The organism is Streptomyces cinnamoneus (assembly GCF_014650495.1).
Taxonomy (GTDB): Bacteria; Actinomycetota; Actinomycetes; order Streptomycetales; family Streptomycetaceae; genus Streptomyces; species Streptomyces cinnamoneus.
Window position 1 is genome coordinate 43,504 of the sequence record NZ_BMVB01000003.1, and the last position, 22,577, is coordinate 66,080.

19 protein-coding genes and 2 pseudogenes are annotated in these 22,577 nt (G+C 69.7%); 11 read left to right on the forward strand and 10 right to left on the reverse strand.

Annotation, left to right across the window (positions count from 1 at the left end; all coding sequences use genetic code 11):
* The first annotated feature begins 61 nt into the window (after window positions 1-61).
* Window positions 62-862 (forward strand): GNAT family N-acetyltransferase, encoded by an 801-nt coding sequence (locus tag IE182_RS05130; protein ID WP_190108427.1) that lies wholly within the window; start codon window positions 62-64, stop codon window positions 860-862.
* Window positions 863-1,648: 786 nt separating this feature from the next.
* The gene (locus tag IE182_RS05135) at window positions 1,649-2,749 is read left to right on the forward strand and encodes a glycosyltransferase (protein WP_229844584.1); all 1,101 of its coding nucleotides are present in this window, start codon (window positions 1,649-1,651) and stop codon (window positions 2,747-2,749) included.
* 160 nt (window positions 2,750-2,909) lie between these two features.
* On the opposite strand, the gene IE182_RS05140 is transcribed toward IE182_RS05135, so the two are convergent.
* The 4 genes from IE182_RS05140 to IE182_RS05155 form a co-directional block, all read right to left on the reverse strand.
* The gene (locus tag IE182_RS05140) at window positions 2,910-3,746 is read right to left on the reverse strand and encodes an alpha/beta fold hydrolase (RefSeq protein WP_190108429.1); all 837 of its coding nucleotides are present in this window, start codon (window positions 3,744-3,746) and stop codon (window positions 2,910-2,912) included.
* A 355-nt stretch (window positions 3,747-4,101) separates the two neighbouring features.
* Window positions 4,102-5,082 carry a helix-turn-helix transcriptional regulator gene (locus IE182_RS05145; protein WP_190108430.1) on the reverse strand — a complete coding sequence of 327 codons (981 nt, stop codon included), beginning with the start codon at window positions 5,080-5,082 and terminating at the stop codon, window positions 4,102-4,104.
* Window positions 5,083-5,449: 367 nt separating this feature from the next.
* Window positions 5,450-6,391, reverse strand: a complete 942-nt coding sequence (locus IE182_RS05150) for a VOC family protein (RefSeq protein WP_190108431.1) — start codon at window positions 6,389-6,391, stop codon at window positions 5,450-5,452.
* A gap of 320 nt (window positions 6,392-6,711) precedes the next feature.
* Window positions 6,712-7,839, reverse strand: a complete 1,128-nt coding sequence (locus IE182_RS05155) for an FAD-dependent monooxygenase (RefSeq protein WP_229844585.1) — start codon at window positions 7,837-7,839, stop codon at window positions 6,712-6,714.
* Between the two features lie 191 nt (window positions 7,840-8,030).
* Between IE182_RS05155 and IE182_RS31825 the strand changes: the two are divergent.
* Both IE182_RS31825 and IE182_RS31830 read left to right on the forward strand, forming a co-directional pair.
* Window positions 8,031-8,222 (forward strand): annotated as a pseudogene (locus tag IE182_RS31825) (recombinase family protein); the annotation flags it as partial.
* Between the two features lie 155 nt (window positions 8,223-8,377).
* Entirely contained in the window at window positions 8,378-8,530 is a 153-nt protein-coding gene (locus IE182_RS31830; RefSeq protein ID WP_229844586.1) for a helix-turn-helix domain-containing protein, read from the forward strand.
* Window positions 8,531-8,839: 309 nt separating this feature from the next.
* On the opposite strand, the gene IE182_RS05165 is transcribed toward IE182_RS31830, so the two are convergent.
* Window positions 8,840-9,415, reverse strand: coding sequence for a dihydrofolate reductase family protein (locus IE182_RS05165; protein ID WP_190108433.1), 576 nt, complete (start codon window positions 9,413-9,415; stop codon window positions 8,840-8,842).
* Between the two features lie 130 nt (window positions 9,416-9,545).
* A complete protein-coding gene (locus IE182_RS05170; protein ID WP_190108434.1) occupies window positions 9,546-10,049 on the reverse strand; it encodes a hypothetical protein in 504 nt (167 codons plus the stop codon).
* A 130-nt stretch (window positions 10,050-10,179) separates the two neighbouring features.
* Between IE182_RS05170 and IE182_RS05175 the strand changes: the two genes are divergently transcribed.
* Complete coding sequence (locus IE182_RS05175; protein WP_190108435.1) at window positions 10,180-10,494, forward strand: hypothetical protein; 315 nt, start codon at window positions 10,180-10,182, stop codon at window positions 10,492-10,494.
* On the opposite strand, the gene IE182_RS31835 is transcribed toward IE182_RS05175, so the two are convergent.
* The gene (locus IE182_RS31835; protein WP_229844587.1) at window positions 10,483-10,839 is read right to left on the reverse strand and encodes a hypothetical protein; all 357 of its coding nucleotides are present in this window, start codon (window positions 10,837-10,839) and stop codon (window positions 10,483-10,485) included. The genes IE182_RS05175 and IE182_RS31835 overlap by 12 nt on opposite strands.
* A 638-nt stretch (window positions 10,840-11,477) precedes the next feature.
* Here IE182_RS31835 and IE182_RS05185 point away from each other — a divergent pair.
* The 3 genes from IE182_RS05185 to IE182_RS05195 all read left to right on the forward strand — a co-directional run bounded on the left by IE182_RS05185 (window position 11,478) and on the right by IE182_RS05195 (window position 17,165).
* A complete protein-coding gene (locus tag IE182_RS05185) occupies window positions 11,478-12,209 on the forward strand; it encodes a hypothetical protein (RefSeq protein WP_308432067.1) in 732 nt (243 codons plus the stop codon).
* Window positions 12,210-13,654: 1,445 nt separating this feature from the next.
* A complete protein-coding gene (locus IE182_RS05190; RefSeq protein ID WP_190108437.1) occupies window positions 13,655-14,785 on the forward strand; it encodes an FAD-dependent oxidoreductase in 1,131 nt (376 codons plus the stop codon).
* A gap of 898 nt (window positions 14,786-15,683) precedes the next feature.
* Window positions 15,684-17,165, forward strand: a complete 1,482-nt coding sequence (locus tag IE182_RS05195; RefSeq protein WP_190108438.1) for an MFS transporter — start codon at window positions 15,684-15,686, stop codon at window positions 17,163-17,165.
* A 53-nt stretch (window positions 17,166-17,218) separates the two neighbouring features.
* On the opposite strand, the pseudogene IE182_RS05200 reads toward IE182_RS05195, so the two are convergent.
* The 3 genes and pseudogenes from IE182_RS05200 to IE182_RS05210 all read right to left on the reverse strand — a co-directional run.
* Window positions 17,219-17,384, reverse strand: a pseudogene (locus IE182_RS05200) (transposase); the annotation flags it as partial.
* A gap of 115 nt (window positions 17,385-17,499) precedes the next feature.
* Window positions 17,500-18,285: a hypothetical protein gene (locus tag IE182_RS05205; RefSeq protein ID WP_190108439.1), complete on the reverse strand. Its 786-nt coding sequence runs from the start codon at window positions 18,283-18,285 to the stop codon at window positions 17,500-17,502.
* 163 nt (window positions 18,286-18,448) lie between these two features.
* Complete coding sequence (locus IE182_RS05210; protein WP_190108440.1) at window positions 18,449-18,880, reverse strand: winged helix-turn-helix transcriptional regulator; 432 nt, start codon at window positions 18,878-18,880, stop codon at window positions 18,449-18,451.
* A gap of 71 nt (window positions 18,881-18,951) precedes the next feature.
* Between IE182_RS05210 and IE182_RS05215 the strand changes: the two genes are divergently transcribed.
* From IE182_RS05215 to argG, 3 genes are all read left to right on the forward strand, one after another.
* Window positions 18,952-19,785: an NAD(P)H-binding protein gene (locus IE182_RS05215; protein WP_190108441.1), complete on the forward strand. Its 834-nt coding sequence runs from the start codon at window positions 18,952-18,954 to the stop codon at window positions 19,783-19,785.
* A gap of 553 nt (window positions 19,786-20,338) precedes the next feature.
* Entirely contained in the window at window positions 20,339-20,755 is a 417-nt protein-coding gene (locus IE182_RS05220; RefSeq protein WP_190108442.1) for a nuclear transport factor 2 family protein, read from the forward strand.
* A 236-nt stretch (window positions 20,756-20,991) separates the two neighbouring features.
* Window positions 20,992-22,443: an argininosuccinate synthase gene (argG, locus tag IE182_RS05225; protein ID WP_190108443.1), complete on the forward strand. Its 1,452-nt coding sequence runs from the start codon at window positions 20,992-20,994 to the stop codon at window positions 22,441-22,443.
* The last annotated feature ends 134 nt before the right edge of the window (window positions 22,444-22,577 follow it).

Here is a 22,577-nt window from a genome sequence, read left to right on the forward strand (position 1 = left end):
ACCAAAAGCATGCACCACCTGCTCAGGAGCCTAGCCGACCACAACAAGTCATGGAGGTACCGTGACCGTTTCCGCGGAGTCCATCGAATCGGTACAGCAGCTCACCACGGTCTGGCGGACCATGGTGCTCGACCGCGACGCAGACGCGGACGTGCGCGACCTTCCGGGCATCGCTGTTCGCTGGGCCGACAGCCGGTTCGGGTTCTTCAACTGCATCACCTTGACCGAGGCGGAAGCGGGAGCAGAGCTCGTCAGGCACCGTCTGAGCCAGGCCGCGGACATCATGCGGACGAAGAAGCACCCAGGCTTCGTGTGGCTCTTCGAAGACCTTCTCGACGACGAGGCCCGCTCCGCGCTGGAGACGACAGCCGAGGAGGCCGGCCTCCAGTACGCCTTCCCCGGTACGGGCATGGCCGGCGACCTGCTCCCCGTCCCCGAGCCGGCCCATCCCGACCTGACGTTCGCCCGTGTGAGCACCGACGAGCAGTTGCGGGCCTACGCCGACCTCCAATCACGCGCGTACGGGCTTCCCTTGGAGGAGGGGCGCGACGGCCTGGTCGGATCCGTGCTCTGGAAGAACGAGGTCTACGCCTATCTGGCCATGCGAGGCGACGAACCGGTGGCGTGCGCCGCCACGGTCGAAGCACAAGGCCGCCTGTTCGTCGCATTCGTCGCCACAGACCCGCAGTGGCAGCGCAAGGGCTACGGCGAGGCGGTCACGCGCAAGGCGCTGTACGAAGGTGAGCGGGCCACCGGGCTGACCCGCGCCACACTGCACGCCACCGCCGCCGGAGCCCCCGTGTACCCGCGCATCGGGTTCAGGCCGAACACACGAATTCACTTCTACAGCCTGAAAGGCTGATCCGGTGAAGCAGCTCTCGTCAGACCGGGCATGCGACTGACGAGAGCTGCTGCTGCCGCCTTGCCACAGCGCAGCGGCAGCCTCTTGGAATCGCTGGTCATACAGTCTGTCCTGTGTCAGTTGAACCAGGACGGGGAGTCCGCCCGATCGACCAGTGCCGGGACGTCCATGACGTGTTGGAACAGGTTCGGCTGCGTCCCTCGATGTGGATCCCTCAGGGCTCTCTCCGAGACCTGCAGAACATCCTGATCGGCTATGCCACGGCCTTGTCAGTCCATGCCGTCGACGAGCCTTTCGAGCTCTCGCCTGGCGGCCCGTTCGCTGAGTGGCTGCGTGGCCGCCGTGGGTGGTCGATGTCCACCGGATGGGCTGCTGCGATAGAACGCCATGCCGACGGAGAGGACCCATTGGCAATGTTCTTCCTTCTCCTGGACGAGTACCGGTCTCGCCACTGATCGAGAGCCTGGCGGCAATATCGTTCACGCCGCCTGGGCGAGCTGACAGCGCCCGGCCATCGCGAGTCAGCAGGTGAGTCAGCAGGTGAGTCAGCAGGCGCGCCCGCAGGCGGCGGCTCCGCAGGCCCGCGTGACGGGCCGGCGGCGTGCTCGTGACGGAACTGGCCTCGCTCGCTGTTTCCGCTCAGCTAAGTAAGTGGGCACCCGACGCCCGAAGGGGACACGAGCCGATGCGCCGTGATCGGATCAGCGCAGCCAACGTCGGTGAAACCCCTTTGGAGCCTTTGTGAGCTTACGGATAGCCATCACTGCTGAGCCGATACCTTCGCATGTGTCGGCGCTCGATTACGTCACCAGCCCGGCCCTTGAGCAGGGCCACGATGTCGTGCTGTACGCCCCCTTCATGTTCCGCCGCGAAGCCCGGCGGCGAGGAGTGGAGTTCCGCAGGGCAGGAACGGACTGGACCTGCGATCCCGCCGTTGAGCAAGCGGCAAGTGAGATCTGGAAGGAATCCGGGAACGCACCCTTCAACCGCTACATCTTTGGTCGGCTCTGGCCGGATCAGGCCGAAGCGAAGGCTCATGACCTGATCACCGCATGGACGCGGGCGCGGCCCGACCTGGTGATCGCCGAGTGCAGCGATCTCGGCGCGCACCTCGCGGCGATGGTGCTGGATCTGCCCGTGTGCGCGGCGGACAACGGCCTGGGACCGGTGCTCCTGGACCTCTGGGAAACTGACATCGCGCCCGCGTTGACCCCCCTGTACAAGCAGCACGACCAGGACGCACCCGTGCTGCCCCCGATGCTCACCCCCGCACCGGTCCAGTGGTTCTACGAAACACCCCCGCCCTCGGCGCGCGCGGTCCGGCGCACCGTCGCGGAATTCCGGACTGTCCTCCCCGAGCGCCTGGACCGCTCCCCTTCCCGCCCGCTCGTCTACGTGAGCCTCGGCACCCTGACCACCGCGATGTCCGGTCTGCGCACCGTCGTGGGAAACGCGTACCGGGAGGCCATGGCCGCACTCTCCGGAATCGACTGCGATGCCATCGTGTCCGCGGGAGACCTCGCGAAGGACCTGCGCAGCACGAGCCCCCGCATCAAGGTCGTCGAACACGTCCCGCAGCCCGCACTCCTGTGCCGTGCCGACCTGTTCGTCACCCACGGAGGCCGGGCATCCCTGCTCGACGCGGTGCAGGGCGCGACACCTGTGCTGGGCATGGGCGTTCTCGCCGACCAGCCCGACAATGCCGCCGCGTTCGCCCGTCGCGGCCTGGGCCGCGCGCTGGATCTCACCGCGACGCGCGGCGAGATCGCCGACGCCATCACGGCCGTCCTCGGCAACTCCCGCTATGACGACGCCATGACCGCCGCCAACGCCGAGCTGTCACAGCTGCCACCGCTCGACATCACAGAACTGCGGGACAGCGCGTGATTCATGAGACGCCCGGCCGCCACCACCCGGCATGCGGTGGTCGCCGTCGCGCGGATCCGGTGTGAGTCTGTGCGGCGGAGACGGTTTGTCCACCGCCAACTCCAAGCGCCCATCGGCCGCCTGCTGCTGGGGTAGGCCGGCCAGCGAACCCGTCGAAGCCTTAAGCCCCCACGGCGCCTTGCACAAATCGTTGAAGGTGCCTACGCACAGCGTCGGGCTGCTCCAGCCAGGGCTCGTGCCCTGCGCCCCCGATCCGGGTCAGCGGAAGAGCGAGCCGGCGTGCGAGTGATTCAAGCGCCGTCACAGGGCGGGGATCATCGGCCCCACCGAGGAGCTCCGCCCGTGCGGGCAGGCGCGCACATAGATCGGCAAGGTGTTCATCGAGCGGATCCGCGCGTCCTTCCTTGCCGAGTTCGTCGTTCATGGACCAGCTGACCGGGCGACGCCACCGGGCACTCCGGGCTGCCCAGTGCCACCCGCGTTCGGGATCGGCGTGGTCGGTGAACCAGGCCAGAGTGAGCAGTTCGACTTCCTGCTCCTCCGTGCGGTCCGGCAGCTCCTTCAATTCGCGGAACCGCTCCTGCTGCGCTACGGACATGCGGCGGCCGCGCTCAGCTCGGTACCCCGTATCCCAATCACCGACGAACGGCCCGCACATCAGCAGCATGGCGGCAACCCGGTCAGAGTGCCTCAAGCAGAACCGGCTCGCCAGATCGGTGCCGTAGGAGTGCCCAATCAGCACGGCCTTGGGCACTTCCCATACATCGAGCAGCTCGGCGAGATCGTCGACATGCCGGGCGAAGGAATGAGGGCCCCGCCACGGGGACTGGCCCGTGCCACGCTGGTCGTACCGGTACACAGGCGCGAGATCCGCGATCATGGAGGCGACATCGTCCAGATAGTCCGGCAGACCCGGACCGCCATGGAGCAGGACCACCGCCGGCTGCCGAGTCGTGTCCCCCAGTGCCATCCAGCGCAACTGCGCTTCGTCGGTCATCGATGCGAGGTCTTGCGTCTCCCTCAAAGTCACCACGAAGAACCTACCGGTGCCTGAGGCTGCGCCAAAAGGTTCAAGGGCAAGCTGAGGGCTTCGTCGCGATCGTCGCTGGGCGCGAAGCGGAGAGCTCCCGGCCGCGCCCGATTTCCCTCCAGCCGAGCCGTCCGTAGACGGTCTCCAGCCCCGAGCGGGGCTTTCGAGGATGCGTCGAGAGCGGGGGCAGCAGCCCGTTCGTCGATGGGCAGGCACGGGAATCGACCTCGCCGACAAGGTCGCCCTGACCGCCGCGCTGGGCCTCGGCCGACGGCCCCGGGCTGATGCGGTGACAGGCAGGCAGGGGCGGGAGGACGCCGGGCTACCTGCGGGTTGCGGTGTCGGAGGGCAGTTCGGCGAAGCGGTCGCGGTACTCGCCGGCGAAGCGGCCAAGGTGCGAGACGCCCCACCGGTAGGCGATGGTGCCGACGGGGTCGCCAGTGGCGAGGATGTCCTCACGAATCCGGTCGAGCCGCAGGTTGCGGACGTAGGACAGGGGCGAAAGGCCGAGCCGGGCGCGGAATGCGGAGCTGAGGGTCCGCGGGCTGCAGCCTGCGGCACCGGCGATGCCGCCGAGGCTGATGTGTTCGGCGAGGTTCGCTTCGATGAACGCGAGGGCTGCCCGCAAGGAGCGCGGGTAGCCGGGTTGTGGACCGCCGTGCAGCTCGCCGGTGTGCGAGTGCGGCTGGGCCAGGAGCAGGGCGGTGACGAGGCAGCGCAGCTGGCTGCGCTGCAGCTCCGCGTGCTGGAACAGGGGGTCTCCCGAGTCCAGCTGTTCGAGGAGGGAGCGGACCAGCAGCCGCAGTGCCCGGCCCTTGGAGTTGGCCAGGCCGAGGGCGAAATCGAAGCGCACGGTGGACACCGGCGGATGCCCGGTCAGCGCGGCGAATTCCTGGTCGACCAGGGCAGCGTCGATCCGCAGGCCCAGGAACCCAGCCCTCCGGCTGCGCAGGGGCCGCAGTTCCTGGGTGTCGCCGGGGTTGACGACTCCCGCCGTCGCCTCGTCGAGGGTCGCCCGTAGGTCGCCACGCGATGCCGAGATGGCACCGGATACACCGATGTTGACGAAGTAGGAGCCGCGGTTACGGCACTCGGCCGGGGCGACGCGCACATCGAGTGGCGAGACGAAGTAGCCCACCGCGAAGCCGTGCGCGGCGACGCCGCGCAGTTCGTGATCGCCGCCGCACAGCTCGTCCAGGGGCGATGTGGCGATCGAGCCGCCGAACAGGCGGGTGGCTGCGTTGAGCAGGTCGGCGGGGTTCTGAGATCTGGTGATGAGGTGGTTGCGCAGCGGCGTCGGCACGATGGTGGGGTCACCTCCCTAGGGGCCCATTGTCGGCCATGGCGGTCGGCGGGTTCCGTCGCGGGCGTACACATCGAGCTGTACGCCGCGGCTCTCTTCTGCGGACTGCCGGCGTCGCGCGAGGCGTCGGTGAAGTGGGCCCGGTCCGTCAGCGTCGGGTGGACGCTCATCGCCCCCTCCGGGGTGTGGATGAGCAGGCGCGGTGCAGCGCTCGGCCGGGCCGAGCGGCGGGTCAGCGGGCCCGGCCTCGGTGAAGACCGTCCCATCGGCCGGCAGCCTGCCGGCGACGAGCCGGGTGCCCGGTGGAACCCCTGCGCACCCGGCTGGCGACGAGCCGGGTGCGCAGGGGTTCCACCGGGCTCTCCGCTCACATCGGCGGGGCTTTGAACAGCCCCGGGTCGACGTCGTTGTGGGACTTGGCGGCGATGAACTCGTCCATCTCCTCGGCCGTGCCCCACTGATCCGCGTTGGCGGGATCGCGCAGGTCGTAGATGTGAGGGTGCCAGGTGTCCTCGTCCAGGATCTCCAGCTCGGTGGTGTACTCGACGGTGTTGCCGGCCCGGTCGAGGAAGTAGCTGAAGGAGTTGTCACCGGCCCGGTGCCGCCCCGGTCCCCACAGCCGCTCGATGCCCATGCGTCGCATCCGGCCCGTGCCGCGCATGAACTCGTCGATTCCGCGCATCTCGAAGGAGGCGTGGTGGAAGGCCGCGTGCGGCCCGCGCACGATGCCGAAGCTGTGGTGAAAGGTGTTGCACCGCAGGAACCACATGATCGCGCCGCGGTCGCCCAGGCACATCGTGTCCGAGAGACGGAACCCCAGATGCTTGATGTACCAGGCAACCGTGGCCTCGGGGGTGGGAGAGTTCATCAGCACATGGGAGAGGCGCACGGGGACCGACTCGCGGGCCTCGACCTTGCGGTGCCGGCGGGCGCAGACGTCGGCGGAGACCTCGACCACGCGGCCCTCGTTGTCGAAGAAGCGGACCGCGTAGCCGCCACCGGGGGTGTCCAGCGATTTCGGCTCGTGGACCAACTGCACGCCATGAGCTGTCAGTTGTGTGGCCAGGGTGTCGACGTCCTCGGCGACGGCGGCGCCGAAGGCGATGAGGTCGGTGCGCTTGTGGGCGTCCTCGCGCAACCGCACCACGTACCGCTCCGGGGAGCCTTCGGCCGCCAGGAAGGAGACACCGGTGTCACCGGCGGTCTCCGTCAGACCCCACAGCTCGGTGTAGAACCGGCGCTGCTCCGCGAAGTTGGGCATGGCGATATCGATGTGCCGCAGGTGGGTGATCAGACTGCTGTTGCTCATGGTGCACTCCCTTAAGCTGCGCTGGTCAGTCCAGTTGTTCGGTCAACTCAGTCGTTCGGTCAGCTCAGTCGTTCGGTCAGCCAGTCGAGGACGGTGGGCAGCACGGGCCCCTCGCCCATGTGGCCGCCGGGGAACATCCGGGGCTGTCTTGGGGGCCTCCATGCTCAAGAGCCAGGCAGAGGTCGGCCGAGGCGTTCTGCTTGCCGGTCGTCCTTGCCGTTGACCAGAAGCAGCGGGCAGCCTCTCTCCTTGTCCGTCGTGCGAACGGCAGGCCGGGCCGCCCTTCGCGCCGGATGGTCATGCGGGCTCGGCCATGAGCGTTACGCGGGCTCGGCCATGAGCCGGTGGCAGGAATCGCCCAGCACATACGCCTCGTGGTGGCGCTGCGCTTGCTCCAGGCCGGCGATCGTCACCGAGGTCTCCACGAGCATTCGGCACCGCTGCGTGCGCCGGCTGACGAACGCTCGGAGCCCCGCGCCGACAGACTCATGCCGCCCGAGTTCCTGGGCCAGCACGAGCCCGTCCTCGACGGCCAGGGCGGCGCCACTGGCCATCTGCGGGGCGGGCGCATGCGCGGCGTCACCGATGACCACGCCGTTGCCCCGGTTCCAGGCGCCCTCCAGGAGCGCCGTCAGCACCGGGCGGCGCACCACCGATTCCGACTCGGATATCAGGGAGCGGATCTCCTCCACCCGGCCCGGGAAGGTCTCCAGCAGTTGCCGCAGGCGCGGGGCGAGTTCGGCATCGGGCAGAACGCTCTGTTCCACTCCGTTCTCCGTCAGGAACACGTACGCCTGCCTGCCCGAGAGGGGCACGAGGCCGGCCGTGCCGGCCTTCCCGGCGAAATGATGGATCCCGGTGGCCCACAGCGGGCGGGGCACCAGAGCCCGCCAGACCATCTGCCCGTGAAAGTCGAGCGAGGTCTCAAGCCCCAGCAGGCGCCGCGCCGACGAGCGGATCCCGTCCGCGCCCACCAACAGCGCGACCCTCCGGACCGTCCCGTCCGACAACCGCACGCGGACCAGTCCCCCCTCCTGATCCACCGCGGCCACGGTCACTCCGTGGCGTACCACTGCGCCACGCCGCTCGGCTTCCGCGTACAGGATGCGGTGCAGTACAGGGCGTGCGATACCGACCATCGCCGGCCGCTGCGCACCGATCAGCCGCGGCAACTGGACCTCGCCCGCGGGCGCGCCGTTCATGTCCACGTGCGTGATCGTGCCCATGCCGTAGCCCTCGGCCAGACATGCGTCCGAAAGGCCCAGCTCGTCCAGCGCGCGCAGCGACGGACCGGTCAGGCACAACCCCCATCCAGAAGGCGCCTCCGGCGGCCCGACCTCGGCGATCTCAACCTGCCATCCGCAGCGTGCCAGGGCAGTGGCCGCTGTCAGACCAGCCACGCCCGCACCCACGATCACGGCCGTCCGTGCACTGCGATTGCTGTCCATATACGCCTCCAGAGCGCCGATTTCTCCGAAACCGTAGGGCGCGTCGACGCTCCGCCCTATCCGAATCGGGCGGCGGCTATCCACTGTCGGCAAGCGGTCGTCCGAGAGGAACACCGGAGCCGGACCCGGACCGCCTCGTCGGCGGGCAGTCCCGCCCGTGCCGGCTCCGGGAGCGCCCTCACCGATGCCGGGTGCGCACGCATCTTCGCCGACGAGAAGTCCGGCAAGTACGCCGAGCGCGAGGAACTGTAGAGCGCCCTCGACTGCTCCGGGCCGGCGACACCCTCGTCGTCCCCTCCCTAGACCGGCTCGGCCGCTCGATCCAGGACCTCATCGCGATCGTGTCCGGGCTCGGAAGGCGCGGCATCGGCTTCACCTCGCTCCACGAGGCACTCGGCACCACCACCCCCGGCGGACGCCTGGTCTTCCACGTCTTCGCCGCCTCGCCGAGTTCATCCGCGAACTCATCGTCCAGGGGACCAACGAGGGCCTGGACGCCGCCCGCGCCCGCGGAGCCCATCTCGGCCGCCCGCCGGCCATGGCCGAAGAGCAGATCCGCCACGCGCGCGATCTGCTCACCCGGCCCGAGAAGACCGTCACGTCGATCGCCCGGCTCCTCGGCGTCTCCCAGAGCACGGTGTACAAGTACGTCCCGGGGCTGGCTGAAGGGCGGACGGATCGCGCTCGCTGACACCACGGGCACACCAGGGCTTCCCGGGCCCACGCAACCTGCCGAGTAGCCGGGTCGCCGGGTCGCCTGGTCGCCTGGTCGCCGGACAATGCTTTCGTCGTCATCCACCCCAACAAAGGCGAACCAGCCTGGTTCACCTCCGTCGCGACCCTGGATGAAGGCGGCTACGAAGCCGTCTGCCGCGACACCATCCGCCGCGAACGCCACGCCGCCTCCGAGAAGAGCACCGGGCGGACTGCCCGCGATCTGACGATCTGGATAGCCGCCCGCACCTTTCCCGGGACAGCCCACTCAGCGCATCAGCAACTTCTAAAGCAAAGCCTGGCGCGCCGCGCGGTAGTGGAGGTAGACGACTCCTGAGCTGAAGGTGCGGGTCTCGACGAGTTCGAGATCCACCCTGCGCTCGCACCGGGGAAAGAACGGAATGCCACCGCCGACCAGTACCGGGTAGACCCTGGCCCGGTACTCGTCGATCAGGCCCAACGCGGCCGCCTCGGCGGCGAGAGTCGCGCCGCCGATCGCGATGTCGCCCTCCCCCGGCTCGGCCCGCAACCGCTCGATCTCCTCCGCCAGGCCACCGGAGGCCAAACGGGAATTGCCCTGCACCGCCGACAACGTAGTGGAGAACACCACCTTTGGGAGCAGCTTCCAGATCGCAGCCCACTCAAGCATCGAGTCGTCGAGCGATGGATCCTGGTCGGCGGTCTCCCAGTACAGCATCGTCTCGTACAACCGTCGCCCCAACAGATGGACGCCGACCCCCCGCACCTCGTCGGTGACGAAACGAAAGACCTCCTCGTCGGGCGCCGTCCAGCCGAAGTCGCCGGCCGGCCCGACGATGTAGCCATCAAGTGAGACGCCCATCGAATAGGTCACGCTGCGCATCAGAAGCCCTCCTCGCGAACAGGGGTCGACACTACGACCGCCGGATGCCGCAGGACTCAGCGCGACGCGCGGAATCCCCTCAGATCTCCCCGCCCCACACGAAGATCATCACGAAGGGCGGCGATCGGGCTCACACGCTCTTGTCCAGCCCTCCCCTGACCACCTGTACGGTGCCGTCGTACTTCTTACCGGTGTAGAAGAACGTCACATGGCGCTCGGTCCCCGCGGTGAGGGTGATCCGTCCCCGGGGGACGCACCGTCCGGTCCTGATCTCCTCCCCCAGCGTGATCGTCCTGCGGTCGTCACCGACCTCCTGCAGCACGAGAACCCCCTTGCACAGCAGCCCGGGAGCCGTGTACTCGATGCCGCCGACCTCGTCTCCCGGACCGGCATCGCCGATCGACACGGTGGCCGCGTAGGCGGACGGCCGCACGCCCTCCTCGGTGACGTCGCCCCGCCACTGCCCGAGGAACGCGTCCGGCACGCCGCCGTCGTGCCGGGACGGGGAGCGGTCGGACGAGAAGGACGGCAGCCCGTACTTGCCGATCAGCGCAGCCAGCAGCGAGCCCAACGCCGTGATGACCGCCGCCCACAGGGGAATGCTGCGATCGCTTCGGGAATGCGGTGCGGGCATGCGGGCCACCTAAGGGATGAGCTGCAGAGAGACAGCGGATTCACATCGTGCAGGCTCGTGCGCACCCCGGAGCCGGGTTTCCCGCAATCCATGATTTTTTCGATTCGCCCGTCGAACAGCCGGCCGCCGAGTGGAGTACGCCGGCCCGAGCACCTCGGGGACCGCCACCGCCACCGAACGGTCCCGCGGCGACCGCGCGGAGCGGGCGGAGACCGGGAACAACGTCGGCCCGAGCTGCATGGTCACACGCTGGGACGTCGAACGCGGCCGGGCCCTCGCCACCCCCGGCACGGCCAGGGCGCACAGCGCCTTCGAAGCCGAGGTGTACGTACTCCCCGAGAACGACGGCGATCGCGACGTGACCTTCGCGCTGCGCCAAACCCAGTTCTGCTTCGGGTTGCTCCCCTCGGTGCAGTTCGGTCACACCCCGCGGTCACCGGCCTGACCGGCCCCCGTCGTCACGCTGGTCCACGAGGCGGACAGTCAGCTCGGGCCAGTGCTCGGACCACCGCGCCAGGTCATCCACCGTCAACGCCCACCGCGAGCCCAGGGCTTCGTCCGGCAGGAAGCGGACGCAGGTCCCCGTGGTCCCGTCGTTCTCGACGGGTTCCAGATCGGTCACCGGGATGCCGTACTCATAGCGCTGACTCCAGGATCCGTTGAGACGACGGTTGGTATGGATCAGCCACTCGCTGAACGCTGCGACGACGGACATGCCGCGACGCGGATGCCCGTCCGGGAGCCGTTCCGCCTCCGGGACGTCGAAGAACCGAAGGTCCTTCGTGGCCATGACCGGCTTCTTCACTACACGGCCATGCTCGTCGACCCGGGTGTCGGTGCCTCGCCCGTCATCCTTTACTGACACGGAGCCGTCAGTATGCAGCGTGACCACGCACCGTCCGCCGCCCCGGCTCACTGCCTCGTCAGCGGCATAAGCAACGACCTCAAGAACGAGATGTCCCGGTCCGCCCGGAGCGAACTCTGCAGATTCCTTCCGGACCCGGCCGAGATGGTCCGCGTCCACGGTGCCGGCCCAGTCGTGCGTGGTGTTGACCCAAGAAGTCCTTGATCCATCCATCCGACAAGTATCCGCCGGGCTCTCGTTCAGGCTATCGATCTCATCCACTCAGCAGTTGGCTGGGCTCGGCGCACGTGGCCGGGCGAGGGCCAGGAAGCCGTGGGCCGATGGCCCGGTGCGGCCGCCCCGACCTCACGTCCGTGGAGGCGAGCCTGCCGCACCCGCTACTCCCGCCCCAGGACCGGTGACCGGATCGCGGCAATGCATGGCGGACGGGCGAACGTGTCACGCCGTGGGTACGCACGCTGGTGCGAGGCGAAAGTAGTCAGTAAGGTTGCGCTCTTCGGCGGGGCGGTGCCCGCGGGAGTCCTGAGAGCTGCACCTGAAACATGAGCTGTGACACGACTGACGTGTACTTGCGCCTCGATGCCGCCCTGGCCCGTGTGGCGACGGCCTTCCGCGGTATGACCGCACGGCCAGACGAATCGAACTGCGAGTGCCACTGGGGCAGCGCGGAGGAGCTCGCACTGCTGATGACGCCGGATACGGAGCTCGATCCGGACCTCCTCTACCGGACATGGTCCGCGTGCGACTGGAAGGACCACGCAGCGGTGCTGCGTCGCATCCTGCCCCAGTTCACCCCTGCCCTGGTCCGCGGCGATGTCGACGTCGGGCTCCTTCCGGAGGAAGTAGGGCGCTCCTTCGCCCGCAGCCAGTGGCAGCAATGGCCCGCACAGCAGAGGGACGCCGTGCGCGAGTTTCTCTGCGCATGGTGGGCGCACACTCTGGTCGACCCGGAACCGGTGGCGCCCGCGCACAGTGTCTTCGTCGTGTGCGCCGAGGCATCCGCCGACGTCGGCTCCTGGCTCAGCGTCTGGGAAGCCACCGACCATCCCTCAGCCGACCGGCACCTGGCCGAAGCTGTCGATCTCTGGGAGTACGACCTGTTGTGCGACGAGCTGCCGTGGAGCGCGTGGGACAACAAGGACGACATGTGCCGCGAACTGGCGCGGTGGCTGGTCCGGCACGCCCCGGCCCGGCTCCGGTCGCGCGGCGCACCCAAGCGGCTAATCCACCGGGTCCGGCTGCTCGGCCTCTCTCTTGCCGATCGCTGGGCGGACCCGCCCGCGTACCGCTTTTGAACCGCGGCGGCACACGAATGCGCCGCGGTGGACAACAGGCAAGCCGCCTTTGAGTAGCTGATCAGTCAGCCAGCGTGCATCCGTCCCGTTCACGGTCGTCGCGTTCGGGCTGCTGGTCATCGCGGTTTCCCACCCTCTGTTGCAGTTCCTGTGGTAGTCAGCGGAGCCCCGGTGTGCACCAGTGCCGGCGCGGGATCGGTGATGCGGCGCACGGCCGATCGTTCGGCTGGTGTGAGAGCCGGGCCACGGTGGGTGCCGGCCGGGTCGAAGGGTTCGTCGGCGGCGGACTTGGCGTAACGGCCGCACGCGGCGGTGAACCCCTGGGGAGGATCGGTGGTTCCGGCGAAGCCGAGCCAGCGTTCGACGGCGGGCAGGGCTCCGCGGGGTCGGCGGGTCAGCGGTCAGCGGTCAGCGGTCAGCGGTCAGCGGTCAGCGGTCAGCGGTCAGCGCCACGTATTCCAGATCATGCCGCAGCCCGCGCCAGCTCGGCGGGGAAGCTCTGAGTGACGCCACGACCTCGGCCGGATCCCGCCAGACCAGTAGCCAGCACGCGTGGCCAGCGATATTGCCGCGAGGCCGGTGCCTTCGACACGGCGTTCTTCCGCCAGCAGCTGGAGGACAGCTGCCTGGCGCCGCCGCGGCTATTCGACGTTGCCTTCACCCCGCTGCGCGAACGGGATCTGACCGCCGTCGGTCTCGGCCAGGCAGCCTGAACCAGGAGGTGCCCACCTGGTCACGTGTCTTCAGCGGCGCAGGACGTCGACGACGCGTTCCCTGCCCAAGATCAGGGCCGTCCTCGCATCCTTCGGGAGTGACGAGGTAGGGGCCGACCCACTTGCGGGGGTAGCCCGTCGGATCGTCGTCGTGGTCGAGACGGGCACGGCGGTGCGGCCGTACGAACCACCGGTGCCAGTAGATACGGCCGGCGGTGTCGCGGGCCCCGCGGTCGTCGTCGGGTGAGGGGCCGACGGATTGGCGGAGCGTGATGCAGCGGACCGGGGCGTCGGGGTGCTCGGCACCGGCCCGGCGCAGGCGTTTGCGGGCAGTGGCGTCAGGCTCGGTCTCGGTGTTCAGCGGGATCGTTGCGTTGAAGCCAATGGCCAGGTCGGATCGGCGTGGTGACCGAGTTGCTCCGGGGTGCGCCGGTACGGTCCGGCCTCGTCCAGGACCAGGACGCGCAGGGTCATTCCGGCCCGACACCACAGCACGGCCCGCGGCCGGCCAAGAGTCTTGGTGCGCGCGCTCGGCTCGCCGTCCCCGCTTGGCTGCGGCTCAACCAGGGGGCGTGTCCACCTGACAGCCAGCCGATCTGCGGTGTCGATGCCGTGTCGGGGCACTGTCGGGGCTGTCGGTCGGATGTCGATGACTCGTCGGCGGGGCCTGGCACCTTTCCAGGAACGGCCGGCCGGAGCTCACCGGGCGGCCCCGATCCCGAAGGAGCCACCATGCACACGCCCGTCACGATCATCGGCGCCGGACTCGGCGGACTCACACTGGCCCGCGTCCTTCACGTCCACGGATTCCCGGTCACGGTCTACGAGGCGGAGTCCTCCCCGTCGGCGCGCACGCAGGGCGGGCTGCTCGACATCCACGACTACAACGGGCAGCTCGCCCTCAAGGCGGCCGGCCTGATGGACGAATTCCACGCCGTCATCCTGGAGGGCCGTCAGGCGACGCGGGTCCTCGACCGGGAAGGGACCGTCCTGCTCGACAAAGCCGACGACGGCACAGGCGGACGCCCCGAGGTGCTGCGCGGCGAGCTGCGACAGATACTGCTCGACTCGCTCCCGGCCGGCACCGTCCGGTGGGGGCACAAGGTCGCTCGCGCCCGTTTCCTCGGCGAGGGCCGCCACGAGGTGACGTTCGCCGACGGCAGCACCGTCGCCACCAGCCTGCTGGTCGGCGCGGACGGCGCGTGGTCACGGGTCCGGCCGCTGCTCTCCACCGCCGTACCCGAGTACGCCGGCACGTCGTTCGTCGAGACGTACCTGTTCGACGCCGACACCCGGCATCCCGCGGCCGCGAAGGCGGTCGGCGGCGGAATGCTGATAGTGCCCGCGCCGGGTAGGGATATCTTCGCTCACCGCGAGAGCGGCGACACCCTGCACACCTACGTGGCGCTGGCCAAGCCGCAGGACTGGTTCGCCGCCATCGATTTCACCGATGCCGCCGCGGCCACCGCGCGGATCGCGGAGGAGTTCGAGGGCTGGGCACCGGAACTCACCGCCCTGATCACCGACGGCGACACCGCGCCGGTCCTGCGCCCCCACTACGCCCTGCCGGCCGGGCACCGGTGGGACCGGGTGCCGGGGGTGACCCTCCTCGGCGACGCCGCCCACCTCGCGGCCCCGAACGGCGAAGGCGCCAACCTGGCCATGCTCGACGGCGCCGAACTCGGCAAGGCCCTCGCCGCGCATCCCGACGACATCGAAGCCGCGCTCACCGAGTACGAGCAGGCCATGTTCCCCCGCAGCACCGAGGTCGCCGCTTTTGAAGGTGCCGAGCTTCACGGGATCGACTCCGACCACAACACAGCCCACAGCCTGATCAACAGGATCACCGCGAAGGGCCAATGAGCCACTCAAGCCCCGAACTGCTGCTCTTCTCACCGCCCTCCGGGCCGCCTGCGCGACTGCAGGATCTTCAAGAAACCGTGGCGGGCCCAGCAGGACGAGGTCCGGCAGCGGTGGCGGGCGGGTGAGTCGTTCGACGCGATGGGCCGGGCCCTGGGCGTCCCGATGCACGGGATCCGGCTCTTCTTCGCCCAGGCCGGCGGCGTGCGGCAGGCGCCGCGGAAACGCACTGACCGGCACCGGGCGGCCGCCGAACGCGAGGAGTTCTCGCGCGAGCATCGCGGCGGGCGAGTCCGCTCGCTGAATGGCTCGACGTCTCGGCAGAGCGCCGTCGACTGTGTCACGGGAGATCGCACGCGACGGCGGGAGGGAGCACCTATCGGGCCACCGTCGCGGATCATCAGGCGCGTCAGCGGGCCCGGCGCCCCCAACCGACTCCCCCGCCAATGCCCCCAAGAACGCCGACCTCCGCAAATACAGCCAGCAGGACCTCGACTCCATCGCCGCCGAGCTGAACGACCGCCCACGCAAGTGGACAAGGACAAGTGGACAAGGAGTGACGCAATGTCCGGTGTACACAGGGCCCGGGGGGTGTCGTACCGTGAAGGAGTTCCTGCGCCGGAGAATTCGGCGGCAGTGTTCGGACGTCCTGTTCCTTCTGTAGCGATCTTGAGGTGACTTCGCATCCCCCAGGCCCTGTAGCCGTCCGTGTTCCCCCACGTTCTGATGATGTGAACGTGCCCGGGGGCGGACGTCGCACTGGCCTGAGTTGCGTCACCCACCCCCGTAGTTTCCTGTCATTTCCCGGGTGCAGCTCTGCCGACTGCCCCGGGTTTGGTGTTCTCCGGCCCCGGCGCGGCCGACGGCGAGCTTCCCGCTTCCTTGGATCAGGAGTCCCGCCATGGCTTCCCCCGCGCTCGACCACGAGCCGCAGCACACCACCGAGCCCTCGGCTCACGTCGCCTGCGGTACACCGCCCAGGACGGTCCTGGCCGCCAGGATCGCCCTCGTGGTGGTCCTGGTCGCCGAGCTGATGGACGTGCTCGACCAGTCGGTCGTCCTCACCGCCGTCCCCACCCTCCAGAAGTCGCTCGGCGCCGGCCCGGCCGCGGTGCAGTGGCTGACGGCCGGCTACGCGCTGGCCCTCGCCCTCGGGCTGATCACGGGCGGCAGGCTCGGCGACGCCTACGGGCGGCGCCGGGTCCTGCTCATCGGCACCGCCGTGTTCACCGCCGCCTCGCTGCTGTGCGGTCTCGCCACCAGTCCGGGCATGCTGATCGCCGCGCGCGTGCTCCAGGGCAGCGGAGCCGCTGTGATGATCCCGCAGGTCCTGGCGACCCTCCACGTCACCTTCGACGGCAAGCACCGCAGCAGGGCCTTCGCCCTCTACGGGGCCGTCCTGCCGGTCGGCGCCGTCCTGGGTCCCGTCCTGGGCGGCGTACTCACCGAGGCCGACCTGTTCGGACTCGGATGGCGGCCGATCTTCCTGGTCAACGTGCCCATCGGCCTCGCCGTGATCGTTCTCGGACGGAAGTTCATCACCGAGTCGACTGCGGAGAAGGCCGAGCGCCTCGACGTCACCGGGATGCTGCTGTCCGCGTCGGCCGTGGTGCTGATCGTCTTCCCGCTCACCGAGGGCCGCGCCCACCACTGGCCGCTGTGGTGCTTCACCATGCTCGCCACCGGTGCCCTCGTGCTCGGCGCCTTCCTGCTCCACCAGCAGCGCAGGAAGGACGATGCCCCGCTGGTGGTGCTGTCCCTCTTCAGGGGCAAGGCGTTCTCCGGCGGCCTGTCCGCGCAGTTGATGCTGGGTCTGCTGTCGGGGATGTTCTTCATGACCTGGACGCTGTACCTGCAGCGCGGCCTGGGCATGAGCGCGCTCCAGGCGGCCAGGACCTTCGTGGTGATCGCTCTTGGTGAGACGGCCGGTGCGGTGATCGCGATGAGGACCGCCGGGCGCTTCGGGCGGCGCGTGCCACAGGCCGGAGCCCTGTTCGCCGTCGTCTCGATGGCGGTCTACGGGGTTCAGGTCAGCAGCCGACAGGCCGATCTGACCCTCCTCGCGATGACGGTCCCCCTCCTGCTGCTCGGCATCGCCTTCGGCACGATCGGCGGGCCGCTCGCCGACATGTCGCTCGCCAAGGTGCCGCACGAGAGCGCCGGATCGGCCTCGGGCCTGTTCAACACCGCGGTCCATCTCGGGATCGCCTTCGGCACCGCGCTGACCTCCCTGGTCTTCTTCTCCGCCACCGGCGGCTCGCCCGACGGCGCCGTCAACCGTGCCGCGTTCACCGGCGTGCTCTGGTGGGTCGGAGGCGCCTTCGCCGTGATGTGGGCCCTGATGTTCTTCCTGCCCAAGCACGCAAACAGCCAGGCCGACTGAGCCACTTCCCACGACGGCTTCGGCCGCGGCCGAAGCGCAGATGCTGGAGCGCCCAGCACATCGTGCAGCCGACCCCACACGCCCGCCCGCCCGCGACCAGATCAGGAACCTGCGGTGGGCGGTGGACTTCGACATCCCGAAGCATGGTGGCAGAGCCCGCCAGGCACACCCGCTGACCAGCACGTGCACGATCGCGGCGAACAGCGTCTCATCAGGCGTGGGTCACGGTCTCAGCCAGGTGATGCGCTCATGCCTTGACGGGCCCTCTCAAGCGCACACTGGCCAACTACGGGCGATAGGCCACACCTGGTCGTTCCCAAGGCGGCGATCGGGATCAGGGGGCCCAGGGCAGTCGTAGGGCCTCGATTTCCGTGTCGTCGAGGAGGGCCTCGACGAGCGGGGCGGGGCCCGCCACCTTGGTGGCCCACAGGTCGTAGTCCGTGCAGAGGACCCAGGACCGGTCCTGGGCCCAGAGGTTGGACGGGGTCCAACAGTCCTCTTCGGGGTGGTCGTACAGCGCCTTGGCGTCCGCGAGCGTGCCGGTCCGGACGTGCAGGTTGTCGAAGTCCTCGGCCCTCTGGAGCAGCGGGTTGTAGTAGGCCAGGCAGAGGGTTTCCGCGCCCTGCGGGCTGTGCTCGGTGAGGATGTCCACCAGGCGGTTCCAGTCGGTTCGGTCCAACCTGCCCTCGGACGGTGCCTGGATGCCGACCGGCCAGCCGCCCGGCTTGATCGAAGGGAAGGAGGTGTGGCACGGCAGCCGCCCCTCGGGTACCACGGAATCACCGGTCCGCCGCGCGAGCTCCGCCCAGCGCAGACGGCGCCAACGGGGTCCGCGGAGCTCGCCCACCATGCCAGTGAACACGTCCGCAGGGTCGAGGCCCGGGATGATCTCGGGCCCGCCGCCCATCAGCACGGCCCGTTCGTACGCGACGTACGACATGTCGGTCGGCCCGAGTTCGTGTTCGTACATGGAGTGGAGCACCCAGGCGGCGTCGGGCAGTGCCGGTGGCATGAAGCCGGTGAGCCCGTCGTCGTCGGCCAGCTCCCGCAGCCAATCGGTCTCCCCGGCCGCGGCCGGCGGCCACCGGGCGGCCGCCGGAGCAGCGGATGTCTCGTTCATCCGTTCAGGATCTCACCCGCCACCGGGACGAGCGCCGGGTGCAGTTCCCGTTCAGTAGCCGGATCGTGAAGCGCCGCTGGACGAAGCGGGGCAGCTCCCCAGGGTGGCGAGATCCACGGCTCAGGGACGGGCTCGCGCATCACCCGGTGGAGCCCGGGGCCGTTCAGTCGCCGGCCGCCGACTCCGAGTGAGCGGCGTCCCAGGCCGCCCGCGAGGCGGCAATGAACGGCCGGTGGGCGATCGACCAGTCCGCGAGGGCCTTGACGAGGTGGGTGAGACTGTGACCCATTTCCGTCAGCTCGTACTCGACCTGGGGCGGCACGGTGGGATAGACGGTCCGCGTCACCACCCCGTCGCGCTCCAGACGCCGGACGGTGAGCGTCAGCATGCGCTGCGAGATATTGCCCGGGATGGCGCGCTGCAACTCCTTGAACCTCCGTATGCCCGAGGCGAGCTCGACCACCACGTAGACGGACCACTTGTCGCCGAGCCGGTCCAGCACGTCCCTCACGCCGCATTCGTCCTGCGGCGTCTCGCAGACGATCACGGGCTCGTCCGGCACCGGGGTGGTTACCGCGGTGTGCCCTACTGACATCAAAGTGCCTCCTTATGCGATCGAGACTCGCTCCCCATGATGGAAACACACAGCTCAGGAGGGAGATCTCAATGATTCTGGTAACCGGTGCAGGCGGCGCGCTCGGACAGCTCGTCGCCGGCGAACTGGCCGGGCGCGACGACGTCGTCCTCGGCACCCGCACCCCCCGCTCCACCGCGGAGCGGCGCGTCGACTTCGACGACCCGTCCTCGCTCGACTTCACCGGTGTGGACACCCTGCTGCTCATCTCCGCCGGGTACGGCGAGGACGACGTCGTCATCGCCCGCCACGACGCGGCGATATCGGCGGCCGAGAGAGCGGGCGTGCGGCACATCGTCTACACCAGCCTCAGCGGCGACGGCGATCACCTGGCCTACGCGCTCGCCCACCGCTGGACCGAACGCCGCCTCGGGCGCAGCCCGCTGGCGTGGACGATCCTGCGCAACGGGCTCTACGCCGAGTTCCTGGCCGGTATCGCGGCCCCCGGCCCCGACGGGACGATCGCGGCGCCGCTGGGCGAGGGCCGCCTGGCCGCGGTGGCCCGCGCCGACCTCGCGGCGGTGGCGGCCCGGGTGGCAGTCGAGCCGGAGCGGCACGCGGGGCGGGTGTACGAGCTCGTCGGCGAGCGGGCCCTGGGCGGCTCCGAGCTGGCTGCCGCGATCGGTGGCTCGTACGAGCCCTGCTCGCTCGGCGCGACCCGCGAGGCGATCACCGGGGCCGGCCAGGCCCTGCCCTACCAGGTGCCGATGCTGGTGGGCACGTACTCGGTGATCGCCGGGGGCTTCCTGGACGGCAGCGGGATCGAGGACAACGCCCTGCGCACGCTCCTGGGCCGCGAGCCCCGGCCGGCGCTGGAGGTGTACGAGGCCGTGGTCGCTGCGGCGCGGACGGCTGCGGAGGTATGACCGTCAAGCTCTCGGTGATAGGTGGAACCGGGAGGACCGGCCCCCAGGTCGTGGGGGTCCTGGGGGCGCGCCCCTCGACGGCAGCCGTGGCATGGGCAAGGCCGTCGGCTGCACGTCTGCATGCCTACGCGGCCCGGGCGCACCGCAGCCGGGTCGCGGGCTGCGGGCTGCGGGCTGCGGGCTGCGGGCTGCGGGCTGCGGGCTGCGGGCTGCGCGGTGACGGGAGCGGGGTAGGTCCGGCTCCCGGTCGCTGCCACGCCGAGGCCCAGTTGGCGGGCCTCGCCAACTGAAGTGCTCGACGGCGAGTTCGTCTTCGGCGCCCCTGCCGCCTGGGAGCCTGAGCAGGCCGTGACCTCCACGGGCACCCGCCTCTACGGGAAGGCCACCACGCAAGCCTGGGACCGGCTGCGCCCCCGGCCGGCCCGGCGGGCGGCCTGGACCGGCCACGGCCCGGCGCCGCTGCCCGTCGGCAGCTTCTCCCTCGGGGGCAGACGTTCCGCCCTTACCTGCGACGTAATCGACGCCCCAGAAGTGCCCCGGCAAGCTGGTCCCCATGACACCCACCACCGCGGACGTCACCCGCGCCACCGTCCAGAAATTCCTCGCCCTCCGCCTCGCCGGAGACACCGAGGGACTCACCGCCCTCTTCGCCGACGACGTCGACTGGCTGCTCGCCGAGAACCCCGCAGTCCCGTGGATCCGACCCCGTTCCACTGCTGCCGAATGCGCCGCTCAATTCACGGAGCTGACCGAGCACACCGTGCCCGAGGACGCCCGCGCGTCCGTCGACACCTTCCTCGTCGACGGCACCGAGGCTGTCCTGATGGGACACCTCTCGGGGACCGTCCGCGCGACCGGCAAATCCTTCGCGGGCCCCTTCGCGCTGCGCCTCACCGTCGAGGACGGCCGGATCACCCGGCACCACCTGTACGAGAACAGCCTGTCGATCGCCGAAGCGTGCACTCCCTGACGACGTGGGCGGTTCGCGCCCCGGCGCCCCGCGCCCCGCGCCCCGCGCCCTGAAACAGCGGTCGTCAATGCCGAGAGCTTCCCGGGCCCCGGAAAGGCGTGGTTCTCAGCGACCCATGCCATCCCGCTCGGCCGACCGCGGGTCCGGCACCCAAGCCAGGATCCTCGGCTCCTGTGCACATGCCCACGACGAGCCCGCACATTGCATGTTCATGCGAGATAGTGCATACTCTTCCTATGTCGAAGGTTCTCACCTCCCTGCCCACCGGCGAGCGTGTCGGCATCGCCTTCTCCGGCGGTCTTGACACCTCCGTCGCGGTCGCGTGGATGCGCGACAAGGGCGCCGTCCCGTGCACCTACACCGCCGATATCGGCCAGTACGACGAGCCCGACATCGCGTCGGTGCCCGGCCGTGCGTCTGCGTACGGCGCCGAGATCGCGCGTCTGGTCGACTGCCGCGCGGCGCTGGTCGAGGAGGGCCTGGCCGCCCTCACGTGCGGCGCGTTCCACATCCGCTCCGGCGGACGCTCCTACTTCAATACGACGCCGCTCGGCCGTGCCGTCACCGGCACCCTGCTGGTCCGGGCGATGCTCGCGGACGACGTCCAGATCTGGGGCGACGGTTCGACCTTCAAGGGCAATGACATCGAGCGGTTCTACCGTTACGGCCTGCTCGCCAACCCTCACCTGCGCATCTACAAGCCGTGGCTCGACGCGGACTTCGTCCACGAGCTCGGCGGGCGCAAGGAGATGTCGGAGTGGCTGCACGCCCACGGCCTCCCCTACCGCGACAGCACCGAGAAGGCATACTCCACCGACGCCAACATTTGGGGCGCCACCCACGAGGCCAAGACCCTGGAGCACCTCGACACCGGCGTCGAGACCGTCAATCCGATCATGGGCGTGCGGTTCTGGGACCCTGAGGTCGAGATCGCCCCCGAGGACGTGACGATCGGCTTCGATCAGGGCCGCCCGGTGACGATCAACGGCAAGGAGTTCGCCACCCCGGTCGACCTCGTGATGGAGGCGAACGCCATCGGCGGCCGTCACGGCATGGGCATGTCCGACCAGATCGAGAACCGGGTGATCGAGGCCAAGAGCCGCGGCATCTACGAAGCGCCCGGGATGGCCCTGCTGCACGCCGTGTACGAGCGCCTGGTCAACGCGATCCACAATGAGGACACGCTCGCGCAGTACCACAACGAGGGCCGGCGCCTCGGTCGCCTCATGTACGAGGGCCGCTGGCTCGACCCGCAGGCCCTGATGATCCGCGAGTCGCTGCAGCGCTGGGTGGGCACGGCCGTCACCGGAGAGGTGACGCTGCGGCTGCGGCGCGGCGAGGACTACTCGGTCATGAACACTTCCGGTCCGGCGTTCAGCTACCACCCGGACAAGCTGTCCATGGAGCGTACCGAGGACTCGGCGTTCGGCCCGGTGGACCGGATCGGCCAGCTCACCATGCGCAACCTCGACATTGCCGACTCCCGCGCCAAGCTGGAGCAGTACGCCGGTCTCGGCATCGTCGGCGACAGGCACCCGACGCCCATCGGTGCCGCCCAGGCCGCCTCGACGGGACTGATCGGCACGATGCCGCAAGGCGGCGCCGAGGTCATCGCCTCGCGCGGCAAGGTCGAGGCCGACGAGGACCAGATGCTCGACCGCGCCGCGATGGAGTCCGGCACCGACTGACCGGGCCGGCGGACGGCACACCACCGGGGACGGCCCGGAGAGCGTCGTCGCGCACTGCGCATGCTGAGCCAGTAGCGCCAACCGCGGCGCCCGGGCCGGGCTCGTCACGTACGCCCTGACATGCGGTGTGCTGG